Genomic DNA, 16,303 nt, shown 5'->3' with positions numbered 1-16,303 from the left:
TCGCCGCATCTGGCCGTGATCAATCCCAGCTGAGCACCAGCCGACCATTGGCCGGCACGACATAGTCGATGCGATCCGCGGTCACGGCTTTCGGGCGGATCACATCGCCGCCCGCCATGGTGACCCGGGTCCTGGGCAGCTTGCGGCGCTTTGCGCGAACCAGGCTGAACGCGGCGAGGCAGGTTTCCCCGCCATCGAGCGAGATCGACAGGGCCCGATCCGCCAGACGTTCGCGCGCGCGGATGAAATGGTTGCAATGGAGCAGGAACGGCGCGCCCTCGACCTGGTGGAAGGAGCGGGTCGCGAACACGAAGGCGGCACCGGCACCGTAAATCTCCTGTCCGACCTGCCCGGCCGGCTGGCCATCGGCGTAAAGGTCCTCCAGCGGGAAGGATAGTTTCGGGTCGATATGGCCGTTGCGGATCTCGGTCGCGAGCATCTCCCTCGGCAGCGCATCGGGATAATAGAACCACGCCCGGTCGAGCGCATATTTGCAATATTCGGCGACGAGCATGCGCACCGCCGGCTCGAGATCGGGCCCGCTATCATCGAGATAATGTTCGAACGCGGCGAAGCTGTCGAAGCATTCGTAGATCGCCATATAGGGCGCGTCCTGCAGGCAGGTGACGGCAAGGAAATTGCGGAAATGCCGCGCGAAGCCGATCTCCGATTCCCAGATCTCGCTGTTGTGGAAGAAGCTGGCGAGATAGACATAGCTCTGGTCGAGGAAGCGCCGATCGTCGGTGATGCGCCATAGCCGCATGCAGGCCGCCGCGCCCCATGCCGTCAGGTTCGCCTGATAGTTGAGGTTGAAGCGCCGGCCCATCGCCGCCTCGATCGCGGCGCGGGCCTCCTGCAGATATTCGTGGCGGTCGGTCAGCTCATAGGCCTGGAGCATGACCCAGGCGTAGATGCCGCCGACATCGGTCTGGCCGCGATCGTCGCCGGCATTCGCCGTAATGACGGAAAAGTCGGTGACGTCGTACATGACCGGCCAGTCATAGTGGAAATGCCGCGCTGCCTTCACGCCGAAATCGACCGATTTCAGGAACAGCCGCCGCATCGCCTTGTCGCCGTGCAGCGCGAGCCGGCCGAGATTGAGCATCGGGTGGTAGAGATACCAGCTGTCGACCGCATCCTTGTTCTTGTCCCTGCCGACATTGGGCAGATAGCGTCGCAGCGTCTTCAGCTTCGGGTCGTAGAAGCGGCTCAGCCCCGCCTTGAACTCCGGCTCGAGCGGGTGCGCGGCGCCGCTCCACCGGCCCCAGTCATGGATCGCCGAGAGCAGCGACATCTGCACCATGATGTCGGGATATTCGGCCGCAGTATAGGGATGGACATAGCGATGACCGTAATGGCGGATCATCGCCTCGGGCGCCGTGTCGAGATCGCGCAACGTGTCTTCGGACCGGGATATCCAGTCGCGATAGTCAGTGATCGGCAGGTCGAGTTGCTTGTAGACGACCCCGAGCATCTGGAGGAATTGCCGCGCCGATTCAGCCTCGGCCTGGGGCGCGTCGTGGCGAAACACGAGGATCGCATCCGACAGCGTGACCGTGACGCCGGCGTCGAGCGCCTTGTCCGGCGTCATCTCGCCCGGCATCGGCGTCGGCACGAGATAACCGAGCTCGGGCCAGACGCCGCCGACCGCCCCGTCGGGCTTCGTGCCGGTCGCGAGATAATAGTCGTTCATCGCGGTCAGGTTCTGGAAATACAGGATGTTGCCGAAGGCCGGCTCCTCCATCCGGAAATAGAGCAGGCCGCTGTTGAGCCCGCGCTGCGCCGCCTCGACATGGCCGACCGCGCCCGCCGGATCGTCCTTGGCATCGAGCGGATAGAGATCGCGCGGCAGGAACGGCACGAGCAGCGCCGTCGCCGGCGTGAGGCATATCGTGACGCGCAGATGCTCCAGCGCCTCGCCGCCGGAGCGCAGGACGATGTCGTGCGTGCCGAGCGGACTCGTCACCTTGAGCCGCGCGGCTTCGTCGGTCCCGACCTTGTGCACGGTGCAGTCGAAATCGCCCTCGGGCACGAAGGCGAGCCGCAGCGCCAGGCCGCCCTTGCCCTCACGCCGGATCAGCGCCCACAGCGAATCGCCGGTCGCGCGGACCTCGATCGCCAGCCCGCCGGCGGTGAAACCCGCGACGCGCCGCGACCCTCCCGTCGTCAGCGCCTTGCGCAGGGCGAGCGCGAACGGCGTGAGGCCCGGCAGCTTCTCGGTCCGTACCAGCGTCGCCATGGCGGCCTCCCTTCCGGCCGCACAACCGGATTCGGCCCCCGCGGTTCCAGTGAGCTGGCCTCCCTTGACGCAGGTTATGACGATCGTCCGGTCAGCGCCGGAACAGCGGACGCAACGCCACCCCGCACCGGAGCGTCGCGGAACGGCGGGCTTGTCCGGGCGTTCGAAGCCGCCTGTACCCAAGGAGTCTCCTTCCAATGAAATATCTCGCTTCCGTCGCGACGGCCGCCCTGGCGCTGAGCCTCGCCGCCTGTGGCCCCAAGACCGAGCAGGCCGCCGACACGGTCGAGAACAGCGCCGGCGAGGCGATGACTGATCTGGGCAATGGCGCCGCCAACGCCGCCGATGCGGTGAGCGACGCGCTCAACCCGACGCCGAGCGGCCAGACCTTCGCCGATACCGCGGCAAAGAGCGACGCGTTCGAGATCGCGGCGGCGAAGCTCGCGCTGACCAGCGCGTCCTCCGCCCAGGTCAAGGCGTTCGCGAACGACATGATCAAGGCGCACACCGCCTCCACCGCGAAGATCGAGGCGGCGGCGGCCAAGGCGCGCCCGGCGATCACCCCCGATGCGACCCTGACCGGCGAGCAGAATGACGACCTGGCCGATCTGGCCAAGCTGAAGGGCGCCGATTTCGACAAGGCCTATATCGACGGGCAGATCGACGCGCATGATGACGCGCTGGAACTGATGGAGGATTTCGCGAAGGACGGCGATGTCGCACCGCTCAAGGCAGCGGCCGGCGAGATCGCGCCGGTGGTGAAGAGCCATCTCGACATGGCCAAGGCGCTGGAAGTGCGGTGATCCTGGGGATGGCGGGGAAAACTGCCGTTCCTTGTTCGGCCAGGACCTGATCCGGGGTTGCCCAAGCCTTGATATGGACCATATGATGGTCTATCTTTCTCCTATATGGTCCATTCAATGGTCCAGGAGAACAGGACGATGCGCGTGTCGGTATCCGATGCAAAAGGGCAGCTTACCGAGCTGGTGCGCCGTGCCGAAGCCGGTGACGAGGTCGTGCTGACGCGGCATGGCCACCCCGCCGTCCGTCTGGTACCGATCCATCCGGTGCCGGACCGCAAGGCGCGCCGGGTCCTGCTCGAGACCCTGCGTGCGTCTGCCGCGGCCAAAAAAACGGCTGGTCCGCCGGCCGCGCGCAGCCAGGATTTCCTGTATGAAGATGACGGCCTGCCCGGGTGATCGCGGTCGACACGTCCGCACTGATGGCGATCCTGCTCGACGAGCCGAAGGCCAATGCCTGTATCGCGGCGCTTGAAGGCGAGGAGGAGCTGATCATTTCAGCCGGCACCATGGCCGAAGCGCTGATCGTGGCGGCGCGGCGCAATGTCGGCGAGGAATTGACCGCGCTGATCGATGGCCTCGGCTTCGAGATCGCGCCGGTGAATTCCGCATCGGCGCGACGCGTCGCCGAGGCTTATGCGCTATGGGGCAAGGGGCTCCACCCCGCCGCGCTGAATTTCGGCGACTGCTTTGCCTATGAAGTGGCGAAGGAGCGTGGATGCGGCCTGCTCTATGTCGGCGACGATTTCGCCAGGACCGACATCGCGCCGGTTCTTGCCTGATCCAATTCCCTTGACCGCGCATCCGGCTATAGAGCGCCCACGACAATGAGCGCGAAGGGCATGTGATGGGCAGGATCTGGGCAGCAGCGGCAGCAGCGATGGTGATGGTGGCGCTGCCGCCGGCGGCATCGGCCCAGGAGGCGCCCGATGCGGTCAACAGCCAGGACGCCGGCTGGCACAACCGCCAGATGCTTTATCTGCTCAGCCTGAAGGAAGCCGATGGCTGGCATTATACCGTCAGCGGGCTGCGCTATCGCCGGATCAAGGCAGGCCCCGCCGGCGCGCCGCATCCCGCGCCGACCGACCGGGTGACGATCCATTATACGGGGAAGCTGATCGACGGCACCGAGTTCGACAGCTCGGTCGGCCGCGGCGCGCCCGCGACCTTCCCGCTGCCCCGGCTGATCCGCGGCTGGCAGGAAGGCGTACCGCTGATGGCGGTCGGCGACACCTTCGAGTTCGCGATCCCCGCCGACCTGGCCTACGGCACCGAGGCGACCGGGCCGATCCCGGGCGGCGCGACCTTGCTGTTCACGATCGAACTGTTCGGGGCGGCGCCCGCCGGGGGTTAGAGCGGAGTGCGTTAAATGTGATCGACCGGAGGAAGTTCGCGCTAGCCCTCCCCGTTCCCCGGCGAAGGCCGGGGCCCAGGTGGGAAGGTTGATGTGACGGCATCCGGCACCCGCCACGATCGTCCCCCAACTGGGCCCCGGCCTTCGCCGGGGAACGGAAAATGTGGCGAGCGCGTCCCGTGAACGCATGGCGCTCCAGAGGCGCAGGCCTGGAACTGAAGTTCGTTCCGTTACAAACCTGCCCTCTCTAAGGCGCGGTCGCGTTGCCGGCGGGCGTCGCGGCGTCGACGTCCTTGGTCGCGATCTGCAGCATGCCGCTTTCCTGGAGGATGACGACCCAGTCGCGCCCGTCCTCGCAATGCGCCGTCCAGGCCGGGCGGCCCTGCACCGGTGCGCGCGGCTCGGAGCTCGACACCGACTGGCAATCGCTGCCGGCATCGTCGAGCGCGCGGTAGAAGACGACATCGCGCTGCTTCGGCGCCAGCGCGTTGATCCGCCCGAGATAATCGATCTGGGGCGTGGCCGGCGCGGCGGCGTTCTGCTGCGGGGCGGGCTGACCGCAGGCGCCAAGCGCGAGAGCGAGGCAAGCAGACATCGGGATCTTCATCGCGGGCGACTCCATCATGATGCGATGCTTGTCGCAGGAATCGGCAGGCGGCGTGAAGATGAAAACGCATCGGGCCGGTGCGCGTTCAGCCAGCGCGGAGCCGCTCCCGCGCACGCTCGACCGGGATCGCCTCAGCGCCGAGCGCCATGACCGGCGGTGCCTGCCAATGCCGGCTTAATGCGGAAACGGTGGTTCGCTCTCGAAGCTTAACGCCCGCCGGGCCCATCTCGGCCGCGCGCCAATCGGGGCGCAGGGACGATGGCGATGCGAACCCGGTACATCGGAGCGGCAATGGTGATGGCGAGCGTGGCGGCGGTGATCGCGCTGCGGTTGCTGGTGACCATGCCGCCGGACAATCATCCGGTAACCACGGTCGAGCTGCTGCTCGCCGCCTTCAGCATCTTGGCCGGCCTGCCCGGCGTCGGCATGCTGATCGAAGGCCCGGCGATCTTCGGCCTGGTCGACCGGCCGCGCGAACGCTGAACGGGCTTCACGGCCGCAAAGCGGCTATGGCGGGGCGATGACCCATCGCGATTCCGTCCATGCCGTCCGTCTCGATTATGCCGATGAGCTGCTGGGCACGCTCGATCTGCCCGGCGGCACGCTCCGCGTCACGCGCGGGCTCGGGTCGGGGCTATCACGGCGGGCGGGGGATGCGCCGGGCGTGGTGTGGGCGGTCGGCGATCGTGGGCCCAACATGAAGATCCCCTTTGCGATCGACCGGTACGGGCTGGAGGGCCTTGACCGTCTTGCCGATCTGGCCGGCGCCAAGATCATGCCCTTTCCCGGCATCGGCCCGGCCATCTCCGAGCTGCGCGTCGAGGGCAATCGGGTGACCTGCCTGCGCACCATCGCGCTGCGCGATCGTAGCGGGCGGCCATTGTCCGGCCTGCCGGTGCCGGGACGGTTCAGCGAACCCGCCTTCGACGCGCATGGCACCCCGATCGCGCCCGATCCGTCCGGCGCCGATACCGAAGGCATCGCGGCCGCGCCCGACGGCAGTTTCTGGATCGCCGACGAATATGGCCCGTCGATCTTCCATGTCGCCGCCGACGGCCTGGTGCTGGTGCGCTGGGTGCCCAAAGGGTGCGGCGATGCGTTTCGTGGGGCCGATTATCCCGTGGTCGAGGCGCTGCCGGCGATCGCCGCGCGCCGCGCGCTCAACCGCGGCTTCGAGGCGCTGGCGCTCTCACCCGACGGGCACCGCCTCTACCTCGCCTTGCAGAGCCCGCTCGCGCATCCCGACGAGCAGACGCATCGCCGCGCGCGGCATGTCCGCCTGTGGGAGATGGAGGTGGCGACCGGCGCGGTGACCCGGCAATTCCTCTACCGGCTCGACAAGCCCGGCAGCTTCCGGCGCGACTCGGCGATCGGCGATGTCGATCGCGCCGACCTGAAGCTGTGTGACATCGCGATGACCGGACCGCGCACCCTGCTGGTGCTCGAACGCGCATCGGCCACGAGCAAATTCTACGCCGTCACGCTCGACGACAAGCGCGCGCTCGACCCGTGCCAGCTCGATATCGCCACCAGGCCGACGGTGGAGGAACGCAGCGCCGCGGGCGAATCGCTTTCGCACCTGGCCAAGACCCTGGTCTTCTCGACGGACGACCATCCTGGGATCGACGCCGATCTGGAAGGCGTCACCCTGATGTCCGCCGACTCGCTGTTGCTGGTCAACGACAATGATTTCGGGGTGGACGGGGTGACGACGCGTTTCTGGCGAATCGCCTTGCCCGCCAATGTGTTGATGGAATGAAAATGCGGGGGAGAGCGCCTTTGGCTGCTCGATCCCCCGCGCTGTCGCGTCGCCGGTGCCGGTCTTTCCGGCGGCTTCCCCACTCCTGTTGTGTTTCGTTTCTTGTTTGAGGCGATACGACGGCGAGTCTCCATAGCCGAATCGCGGACAAAAAAAAGGCCGGTACGAGACCGGCCGTGAAAGTTTTAGGAGAGGATGCCTGAAAGGCACGATCTTTGTGCGCTGCAGCAGGTTTTATCGCAAGTGCAAATATTGCATTGCAGCATCCATAAACTGCAACTGGTAGCGTTACCATCGCGTCAACCATCCGCTCCCCATCGCCCCGGCTGCCCCCGATCCCCGTCCGGCAGCCTGGTGAAATCGGAGATCCAGTTGACCTCCCAGCTCGTGCCGCCATCGTCGGAAAAGGCTTGTTCGATCCGGAAGCGGGTGGCGGTCATGTTCGAGAAGATGAAGCGTACCAGGATCGCGCGGCCGTTCAGCTCCTCCTGATTGTAGAACAGACCCCGGCCATCAGCGAAGCCGCCGACCATCGGCGCGCCCAGCGCCCCGTCGGCGCCGTTCGCCCAGCGGATCTTCCATTGCCGCGATGCCGCGTCGTAGAGCCTCAGGCTCATCCCCTCGATCCGCCCGGCCGGACCCGATATATCGAGCTCGCCGATATTCGCCTTGCCGCCCCAGAGCGGATGCACCACCGAGATGCCGTCATACGCGACCCAGGTCCGGGACCCGGTCAGCGGCTTCACGCGGCGCGCGATATGCGCCTTCCACCGCCCGAACTCGAAATCGAAATCATGCGCGCCGTCGTTCAGCACGGGCGCGGCGCGCGCCTCCGGCGGTGGCGGCGCCACCTGCGCTTGCGCCGTCACCGCGCCCGGCAACGCCGCCAGCCCCGCCGCCAGCAACAGCGGCCGCCAGTGCCGCACCATGCGATCGATCGTCATGACTCCTCCCCTCCCGCACCGGCCCGTTCGCCGTGCGCCTGCTCATTTAGCCGAGATGCGGGGCCGGACAAAGGCAGAGCGACCGCTTCCGCTGTACCGCAGATACGGCGGTTGTTGGCTCTTGACAGCGGCGGATCGCAACGAGATGATACCGGTGTCAAAATGGCACTGCGAGATAATCGCAGGTCTGACGGGGTGGGGATGCCAGTGGGGGTAGTGGTAACGCGGAGACGATCAGAGCTTCACGTATCACGCTGAAAACAATGTCTAATACCGTAGTGGAGGCCCGTGACGGGTCATGGGATCGGAAACAGGCCGTCGGGTAATGGCCTGGCCCGAACGCTACGGAACGGACACCGCTGTCATTCCCGAAACATCACGGCATGGCGGAATGATCCGCCGGCCGCTCGGGAGAGACGGGATGACCTTGGACACGCGCGGCACGGCCGCATCACGGCGCACTCGATGGATGGTCGGCTCGGCAATGGGCATGCTGGCCATGGCCATGCCGGCTTATGGCGAGGCGGCGGACCCCGTGCCGGCGCCGCAGGCGGGCGAGACCAGCGGCACGGACGAGGGCGACATCGTCGTCACCGGCTTTCGCGCGTCGCTGCAGAACGCGCTGTCGCTGAAGCGCCGTTCCGACCAGATCATCGACGCGATCACCGCGGAGGACATCGCCGAATTCCCCGACGCGAATCTCGCCGAATCGATCCAGCGCCTGCCCGGCGTCTCGATCGACCGCGACAATGGCGAGGGCCGCACCATCACGGTGCGCGGCCTGGGCGGCGATTTCCAGATGGTGCGGCTGAACGGCGCGGATGCGCAGAATGTCGCGGGCGGCAATACCTCGGACGCGGGCGCCAACCGCAGCCGCGGGTTCGATTTCAACACCTTCGCCTCCGAATTGTTCGGGGGCGTGACCATCACCAAGACGACCGCGGCGGTGAACGACGAAGGCTCGCTCGGCGCGATCGTCGATCTCACCACCGGGCGGCCGCTCGCCAACAAGGGCAATCGCTTCGCGCTCGGCGCCGAGGGCGAATATCGCGAGAACGGCAAGTCATGGAATCCGCGCCTGACCGGCCTCGCCTCGATCAGGCTGACCGACACGTTCGGCATCCTCGTGTCGGGCGCCTATCAGAAGCAGGAACAGCAGATCGATTCCTATCGCCGCAATATCGGCGCGTTCGAATATAGCTATCGCAACTCGCAGCTGAACGGCGTCACGCCCAACACCTTCGGCTTCGCGCGGCCAGGGGGCACCGGCGCGACCTTCGGGTCGGATCCGGCGGCCTATGCGCTGATCACCCCGACCACGATCATCCCCGCTCTGCCCTCGATCGGCCGGCAGGAGCTGCGCTACGAACGGATCGGCGCGACCGCGACGATGCAGTGGCAGCCGACCAGCCACACCGAGATCATCGCCGATTTCGTCTATTCGAAATATGACCAGGACAGCATCACCGACGCGATCACCACGATCGGCCTGAACCGCAACGGCACCAATGCCCGCGTCACCCAGAACACGCTGCGCGCCGCCGGCACGGCCAATGGCAATGCGGACCGTGTCGCGCTCTACCCCACCTGCACCCAGAGCGCGACGATCGACTGCGGCGACGCGCTCTATGGCGGCGTGCTGGCCGGCATGCTCAACAGCCGCAATCCCAACAACCTCAACCCGTACGACTATTATAACGCCGCGACCTCGGTCGGGCGCGTGCCGACCGCCAACCTGACCGGCTATTACAACGAGCTGATCGGCCGCCCGAACACGAAGATCCGCGGCGCGCATGTCAACGGCGCGGGCCAGGCGGATTATCTGCTGCTCGACGATGTCGACTGGCGCAGCTCCTCCGACGCGCAATATGGATCGACCGAGTTCAAGCAGGCGACGCTCAATTTCCGCCAGGACATCAGCGACGACCTGAAGCTGGACGGGACGATCGGCTGGTCGCGGTCCGAATTCAGCGCGACCGGGCTGCTCGCCGAGATCAACGCGATCGACCGGGACAATTATATCTTCGACGATCGCGGCGGGGACAGGATGCCGATCTTCAACCCCGGCTTCGACGTCGCCGCGCCGGCGAGCTGGACGCTGGTCAAGGGCCTGTCGACGATCCGCTATTTCAAGACCTTCGTGAACAACGAGTTCCGCGTCGCGCGCGCCAATTTCACCTATGAGGCGCTGCCGGAGATGACCCTGCGCTTCGGCGGGACGTTCAAGCAGTTCGATTTCGACAGCGACCAGGGCCGTCGCAGCCAGGACATCGAGGCGATCAACCCGACCCTGCTCGAATCCAACCTGGCGATCACCGATCTCGGCAAGACGGTCGGCTTCGGCCAGGGGCTGCAGGTGACTCAGGGCACGCCGACCAGCTTCTATGCGCCCGACCTGGACAAGTTCCGCCAGCGTTTCGGCATCGACTGCAACTGCATCAACAAATGGGGCGATTACCGTGCCGTGGCGGACGGGCGCCAGCGCAACGCGGTGACCGAGAAGGACATTTCCGGCTTCTTCCAGGTCGATTTCAATGTCGACGCGTTCGGCCGGCCCCTGCGCGGCAATGCCGGCATGCGCATCGCCAATACGCGGGTGAACGGCCTCGGCAATGTCGGCGGCACCGACGGGGTGCTCGGCATCCCGGTGACGGCGCGCAACGAATATTGGGACTGGCTGCCTTCGACCAACATCACTTACGAGCCGATGGACAATTTCCTGATCCGCTTCGCCGCGGCACAGGTGATCTCGCGTCCGCAACTCGCCAGCCTGACGCCGGGCACCACCGCTTTCGCCAGCGGCCTCAACGCGGCCGGCGCGGCGCCGGCGGTCACGGTCGGCAACCCCTATCTCAACCCGTTCCGCGCGACCAATTTCGACCTCAGCTTCGAACGCTATTTCCGCAACAACGGGCTGATCGCGGTGGCGCTGTTCAGCAAGAAGATCGATTCCTTCCCGCAGCAGATCGCGGGCGAGGCGCCGCTCTCCTCGGTGTTCGAGCCGGCGATCTACAATCAGCTGGTTGCGGCGATGACCAGTCCGACGCTGCAGGCCTATACGCTGGCCGGCGGCACCTGGGCGATCCGCCAGTTCCAGGATGCGCCGGGCGGCACGATCAAGGGCGTCGAGGTCAATCTCCAGACCGACTTCTTCTTCCTGCCCGCGCCCTTCGACAAAATGGGCATCGCGGCGAACTACACGCATATCGAGTCGAAGCTGAACTATCTGACCGGCACCGTGCTCTCGACCACCCAGACCGGCACCGCCGCGACCGCGCAGAACAGCTTTGCCGAAGGGCCGTTCCTCAACACCTCGCCCGACGCGTTCAACGCGACGCTCTATTACGAGAACAAGGTCTGGTCGGCGCGCGTCTCCGGCGCGTACCGCAAGCGCTACGTCAACCGCTTCCCGCTCGCGACGGGCACCTGCAGCGTCGGCACCACGACCAATGCCGGGGCCGCCTGCAACTCGCCGGTGCTGGCCGATTTCGGCTATAACGAGGACACGCTGAACGTCGATTTCGCGATCAGCGTGAACGTGACCGATTTCGCCAAGCTGACGCTGGAGGGGCGCAACCTGACCAACGACCAGCAATATCGCACCATGTATGCCGCCAACCCGGTGACCCAGACCTATGCCAGCACCGGGCGGATCATCACCGGCGGCGTGCGGTTCATCTTCTGATGCGGGCGATGCGGATCATGGCGATCGGTGCCGTGCTGTCGGGGGCGCTGTCGGGGACGGGAGCGGGGACGGCACCGGCATCGCCGGCCCATGACACATGCCAGCGCGCCTTCCCCACCGCCGAGGGAGCGGGCGCCTGTTCGGCCGGCGGGCGTGGCGGCAAGGTGCTGCGGGTGACCAACCTGGCCGATGCCGGGCCGGGCTCGCTCCGCGCCGCGGTCGAGACTAGCGGTCCGCGCGTGATCCTGTTCGATATCGGCGGGACGATCACCCTGCTCAAGCCGCTCAAGATCCGTGAGCCGCGCGTGACCATTGCCGGCCAGACCGCGCCGGGGGGCGGCATCACCCTGCGCGGCCAGCCGCTGCTGGTCGACGCCGACGACGTGGTGATCCGCTTCATCCGGTCGCGGCTCGGCGACGAGGAGGGGGTGGAGACCGATGCCATCACGGTCGAGCGCGGGCGGCGGATCATCCTCGACCATGTCTCGGCGAGCTGGTCGGTCGACGAGACCTTGTCGGTCGGCATTCCGCAGCGCAAGCCCGAGGACGATATCCGCGACGTGACCATCCAATGGTCGATCATCGCCGAATCGCTCGACGGGTCGATCCACGCCAAGGGCGAGCATGGCTATGGATCGCTGATCCGCGCGGCGCATGGCGCGGAGATCAGCTTCCACCACAATCTCTGGGCGCACCATATCCAGCGCATGCCGCGCCCGGGCAACTACATGCCGCCCGCCCAGGACCCGGAAGGGCCGCGCATCGAGTTCCGGTCGAACCTCTTCTACAATTGGGGCGGTGCGCGATCGGGCTATAATGCCGATAGCGGGGAGAAGGCGTCGCACAGCGCCTATGCCTTTATCGACAACAGCTATCGCACCGGCCCGTCGAGCAAGGCGGCGATCGCGTTCGACGAGGGCGATCCGCTGGCCAGATCGCTGTTCGCGGGGAATGCGATGAACGGCGTGGTGCCGGCCGATCCGATGAGCCTGGTCACCGGCATCAAGGACCCGGCCAACCGGATCGCGGCGCTCACCATAAGGCCGGTGCGGGCGCAGGGCTGGGCCGAGAGCGAGCAGGCAGTGCTGGCGCGGGCGGGCGCGTCGCTGGTGCGCGACGCGGTGGATGTGCGGATCGTGGGCGATGTGACGGCGGGCACCGGCGGGATCATCAACAGCCAGAAGCAGGTCGGCGGCTGGCCGGACCTGCCGCCCGGCGCGCCGTGGCGCGACGGCGATGGCGACGGCCTGCCCGATCGCTGGGAGCGCGCCCACAAGCTCGATCCGGCTGATCCGGCGGATGCCGCGCGGCCGGCGGGCGGAGGCTATAGCCATCTCGATACATGGCTGGAGGAACTGGCGACGGCCCGGCGCTGACCCTACCGCATCGACCTGATCGTCTGGTCCAGCCCCGACACCAGCCGCGCGAGCCGGTCATAATCGATCTTGTCGGGCGTGTCCGCGAGGCTGTGATAATGCGGATAGCGGAAGGGCGCGGTGTCGGTGACCATCAATGCCGGGAAACCCTCGCCCGAAAAGGCCCAGTGATCCGACCAGTCCACCCCCTGGATGAAGCCGGGTGCCGCGCCGCCGACGCTGGGGAATTGCGCGACCTCGCGGAACGACCGAACCGTCCGCCGCACGAAACCCCGCGCGTCGGTCGTGCCGACGAACGCCACGAAATTCCCGGTCTCCGGATAGAGCATGCCGAGCGGCCAGGGATAATGCTGGCTGTGCGGCGCATCGCTGTAATAGCCGATCGTCTCCAGGCTGATCATGCCCAGCACCGGCTCGCCGCCGCGCTTCAACTGGGCGGCATAGACGACGCTGCCCATCAGCGGGGTCTGGAACCAGGGCGGCTCCTCATTGACGAACAGCACCAGCCGGAGGCGCAGCGCCGCCTTGCCGCGCAGATCGGCGAGGCTGCGCGCCAGTTCGAGCACCGCCGCAGTGCCGCTGCCATTGTCGTTCGCACCGGGCGCGTCGAATGCGCTGTCGTAATGCGCGCCGATCACCAGGGTCTTCGCGTCGGATTTGGCGGGCTCGATCACCACGTCGATATTACGCACCCGCTCCCCGCCGGCACTGAAGCTCAGGCGGCGCACGGTATAACCCATGCCGGCCAGCGCCCCCTCGATATGCCGCGCCGCGCGTTCGAGCTCGATCGGATGCTCGACATTATGCGGCACGCTGGCGATGGCGGTGACATGACCGCGCAGCCTGGCGGCAAGCTGCGCCTCGCCGGCGGTCAGCGGCGGAAGCGGGCCGGCATAGGAAGTGCCCGGCACCGCCGTCAGCCACAGAAGCGTCGCCACCGGAAGCAGGAAGATCGCGGCCACGATCGCGAGCGAAAGGAGCCGGGTCCGCCAAATGCTCGTGTCGTCCATCATTGGCGCCCCTTCCTGGCAGACATGGCTAACAGGCGCACCAACCAATGCCAAACCGGTGCCACGACATCGCCTTGTTCCGGCGTCAGAGCATGTCGCCACGGGAGGGCCACGCGATGTTCGATTTCCAGCCGACCTTGTCAGGCGACCTGCTCAGCTTGCGGCCGCAGGTGCCGGAGGATTGGGAGGCGCTGTTCGCGGTGGCGTCCGATCCGGCGATCTGGGCGATGCACCCGATGCGCGAACGCTATCGCGAGCCGGTGTTCCGCGCCTTTTTCGACGATGCGCTGGCCGATCGCGGCGGGCTGGTCGCCCGCGACCGCGCCGACGGCACGGTGTTCGGCTTCTCGCGCTATTCGGAACTGTTCACCGAACCCGGCGAAGTCGAGATCGGCTGGACCTTCGTCGCGTGCGAGCGCTGGGGCGGGGGGTGGAACCGCGAGATGAAGAGGCTGATGCTCGGCCATGCCTTTGGCAGCTATGACAGCGTCATCTTCCGCATCGGCGAGGACAATCTCCGATCGCGCCGCGCGGTGGAGAAGATCGGCGGCGTGCTGACCGACCGGGTGCAGGAATATCGGATGGGCGACGCGGTGATCCGGCATGTGACCTATGCCATCGCGAAGGACGATTTCGCGGGCGGGCCGATGGGGGGCTGAACGCCGCGTCGCTTCTCCGTCATGCCGGACTTGTTCCGGCATCCAAGTTTCCGCAGGCGCCGCACCCTTGCTTTTGCGGCACGATGGACCCCGGAACGAGTCCGGGGTGACGGGCGAAACTAGGTAGCCAGCCATCCGTCATACCGCACCACGAGCCCGATGAGCGGCAGCGCGGCCGTCACGTCAAAGCGGAAACACTCGCCCTCCTGCCATTCGCGCGCCTGGATGCGCGGGCCGAGCGCCAGCGGCAGCGGCAGGCCGAAACAGGTCCAGCGGCGCATCTCCATGCGGAGACCCTGGTCGTCCGAGGGCAGGTCGAAATGGAAACGCAGCGGCCCGAACCGCTCCACCAGCCGGGCGCCCTTTTGGCTCAGCCGGCTGGAAAAAACATGCTGGCCGAAGGACCGGGTCCAGGTCTCCACGCCATTCCGTTCGGCAAAGGCGACATGCAGCGGATGCGTCCCCGCCGGCGGAAAGCCCATGACCCGCGCGACCGTCCGCGCGACCAGCCCGGTACCGCGCTCCACCCGACCCTCGCCCGAGGCACCGCCGTCGCGGCACACCTCATGCACCCGGCGAACCGCGGCCGGCAGCGCGTCGAAGGCCGGGCCGATCACGCGCCGGTACAGGGGTGGCGGCAGACGAGTCTCGATTGCCTCGTGGCGCAGGGCGAGCGTCCCGAACAAGGGTTCGAACCGGGCGAGATCGAGAAAGCGCGATGCATTCGCCGCCCCGGCCGGAATGCGGCCGGAAAGAATATCCTCGGCGATGAGGACCGCAGCGAGCGTCGGGATCTCGGGGCCGTCGCCCCGTTCGGCAATCAGGGTCCAGCGGCGTTCGACCAGCCCGGCCTCATCCTCTCCCGCCAGACGCACCGACATGGCGGAGCGATCGCTGGTCAACGGCCTGGTCAGGCGCTGCAGCGGCAGCAGGACGGGCGCGAGCGGCGCAGCCGACAGGCCGAGCCAGCGAACCGGCCAGCTCAGCAGCCACAGTCCGATGGTCTGGAGCGCAATCTCCGTGCCGGCGCGAAAGGCCACCGCCGGGCCACCCGGCAGCATGCCGGACATCAGGTCCAGATCGGGCACCTCGGCCAGGGCGACCCAGCGACCGCGTACCGCCGGCACGCCCGCCACCGCAAAGGTCTCGCGCCGCAATTCCTGCCAGCCCCAGCCGGACGTCCAGCACTGGCCGCGCCACAGCCATATCGGTCGTCCGACATAGGACAGGATCGCCGCGGCGACCGACGCGCCGGCGGTCGCGCGATTGGACGCGCTGATCGCGACATCGACCTGAGTGACCCGGTCCATGCCCTTTGCGAGCCGGCGCGCGACCGCGCCGGACAGCGCCGGGACGCTCGACGCGCCGGAAATGATCGTCATGCCCGCCACTTGCGCCGCCGCATCGAGCGCGGCGATCCCGGTCACGAAGTCGCGCGCATCGGCGAGGTCGAGATAGGATATGCCTGCCCGCACACAGGCCAGCGGCACGCCATAGCCGCTATTCTGAAACGGTCCGGCCGCATCGATCAGCAGGTCGGGGCGATGCTCGGCCAGCAGCGCATCGAGATCGCCGTTGCGGTCGGCGAGCACCGGCTCGGTACCGTCGACCTCCGCGCAAAAGGCCTCCGCCTTGTCCGGATTGCGGCCCGCGACGAGGATATGATAGCCACGCCCGGCGAGCCGGCGCGTGAGCCGCGCGCCGAACCCGCCATAGCCGCCAAGGATCAGGACCCGGCTCAGCGCCGTCCCCTTCTGGCATCTACCCTGATGATCGTGGTTGCGCGCAATGCCATGCTCCGTGTCAGCAAAGCGCAATGGCATCCGACACTTACCGGATCAATAACGGCCTATTGCGATGGCGATGCGGG

At 67.0% G+C, this 16,303-nt stretch carries 14 protein-coding genes; 9 read left to right on the top strand and 5 right to left on the bottom strand.

Annotated features, from left to right (window positions below; all coding sequences use genetic code 11):
* Positions 1–19: 19 nt before the first annotated feature.
* Positions 20–2,239, bottom strand: a complete 2,220-nt coding sequence (locus AC1DX5_RS21340) for a hypothetical protein (RefSeq protein ID WP_478017284.1) — start codon at positions 2,237–2,239, stop codon at positions 20–22.
* A gap of 197 nt (positions 2,240–2,436) precedes the next feature.
* Here AC1DX5_RS21340 and AC1DX5_RS21335 point away from each other — a divergent pair, with 197 nt between their 5' ends.
* From AC1DX5_RS21335 to AC1DX5_RS21320, 4 genes are all read left to right on the top strand, one after another.
* Entirely contained in the window at positions 2,437–3,042 is a 606-nt protein-coding gene (locus AC1DX5_RS21335; RefSeq protein WP_478017283.1) for a DUF4142 domain-containing protein, read from the top strand.
* A gap of 138 nt (positions 3,043–3,180) precedes the next feature.
* On the top strand, positions 3,181–3,438 hold the full coding sequence (locus AC1DX5_RS21330) for a type II toxin-antitoxin system Phd/YefM family antitoxin (protein WP_478017282.1): 258 nt from the start codon (positions 3,181–3,183) through the stop codon (positions 3,436–3,438).
* On the top strand, positions 3,435–3,821 hold the full coding sequence (locus AC1DX5_RS21325) for a type II toxin-antitoxin system VapC family toxin (protein ID WP_478017281.1): 387 nt from the start codon (positions 3,435–3,437) through the stop codon (positions 3,819–3,821). Before AC1DX5_RS21330 ends, AC1DX5_RS21325 begins: the two co-directional genes overlap by 4 nt.
* 65 nt (positions 3,822–3,886) lie before the next feature.
* On the top strand, positions 3,887–4,393 hold the full coding sequence (locus AC1DX5_RS21320; RefSeq protein WP_478017280.1) for an FKBP-type peptidyl-prolyl cis-trans isomerase: 507 nt from the start codon (positions 3,887–3,889) through the stop codon (positions 4,391–4,393).
* Positions 4,394–4,640: 247 nt separating this feature from the next.
* On the opposite strand, the gene AC1DX5_RS21315 is transcribed toward AC1DX5_RS21320, so the two are convergent.
* A complete protein-coding gene (locus AC1DX5_RS21315) occupies positions 4,641–5,018 on the bottom strand; it encodes a hypothetical protein (RefSeq protein ID WP_478017279.1) in 378 nt (125 codons plus the stop codon).
* A 246-nt stretch (positions 5,019–5,264) separates the two neighbouring features.
* Here AC1DX5_RS21315 and AC1DX5_RS21310 point away from each other — a divergent pair, with 246 nt between their 5' ends.
* A complete protein-coding gene (locus AC1DX5_RS21310) occupies positions 5,265–5,483 on the top strand; it encodes a hypothetical protein (RefSeq protein ID WP_465170405.1) in 219 nt (72 codons plus the stop codon).
* A gap of 37 nt (positions 5,484–5,520) precedes the next feature.
* Positions 5,521–6,759 carry an esterase-like activity of phytase family protein gene (locus AC1DX5_RS21305; RefSeq protein ID WP_478017278.1) on the top strand — a complete coding sequence of 413 codons (1,239 nt, stop codon included), beginning with the start codon at positions 5,521–5,523 and terminating at the stop codon, positions 6,757–6,759.
* A 299-nt stretch (positions 6,760–7,058) separates the two neighbouring features.
* Here AC1DX5_RS21305 and AC1DX5_RS21300 read toward each other — a convergent pair whose 3' ends face one another.
* Positions 7,059–7,703 carry a hypothetical protein gene (locus AC1DX5_RS21300; protein WP_465170407.1) on the bottom strand — a complete coding sequence of 215 codons (645 nt, stop codon included), beginning with the start codon at positions 7,701–7,703 and terminating at the stop codon, positions 7,059–7,061.
* A 421-nt stretch (positions 7,704–8,124) separates the two neighbouring features.
* Between AC1DX5_RS21300 and AC1DX5_RS21295 the strand changes: the two genes are divergently transcribed.
* A complete protein-coding gene (locus AC1DX5_RS21295) occupies positions 8,125–11,388 on the top strand; it encodes a TonB-dependent receptor (protein WP_478017277.1) in 3,264 nt (1,087 codons plus the stop codon).
* A gap of 17 nt (positions 11,389–11,405) precedes the next feature.
* A complete protein-coding gene (locus tag AC1DX5_RS21290; RefSeq protein WP_465174633.1) occupies positions 11,406–12,764 on the top strand; it encodes a pectate lyase family protein in 1,359 nt (452 codons plus the stop codon).
* Between the two features lie 2 nt (positions 12,765–12,766).
* On the opposite strand, the gene AC1DX5_RS21285 is transcribed toward AC1DX5_RS21290, so the two are convergent.
* Positions 12,767–13,777, bottom strand: a complete 1,011-nt coding sequence (locus tag AC1DX5_RS21285) for a M28 family peptidase (protein WP_465170410.1) — start codon at positions 13,775–13,777, stop codon at positions 12,767–12,769.
* 89 nt (positions 13,778–13,866) lie between these two features.
* Here AC1DX5_RS21285 and AC1DX5_RS21280 point away from each other — a divergent pair, with 89 nt between their 5' ends.
* On the top strand, positions 13,867–14,433 hold the full coding sequence (locus AC1DX5_RS21280; protein WP_478017276.1) for a GNAT family N-acetyltransferase: 567 nt from the start codon (positions 13,867–13,869) through the stop codon (positions 14,431–14,433).
* A gap of 119 nt (positions 14,434–14,552) precedes the next feature.
* Here the strand turns inward: AC1DX5_RS21280 and AC1DX5_RS21275 are convergent, their stop codons facing one another.
* Positions 14,553–16,250 (bottom strand): SDR family oxidoreductase, encoded by a 1,698-nt coding sequence (locus AC1DX5_RS21275; RefSeq protein WP_478017275.1) that lies wholly within the window; start codon positions 16,248–16,250, stop codon positions 14,553–14,555.
* Positions 16,251–16,303 lie beyond the last annotated feature (53 nt).

This window comes from Sphingomonas sp. P2_B6 (genome assembly GCF_056404755.1).
Note: the sequence above shows the minus strand (reverse complement) of the source record. Positions and strands in the feature narration are given on the sequence as shown.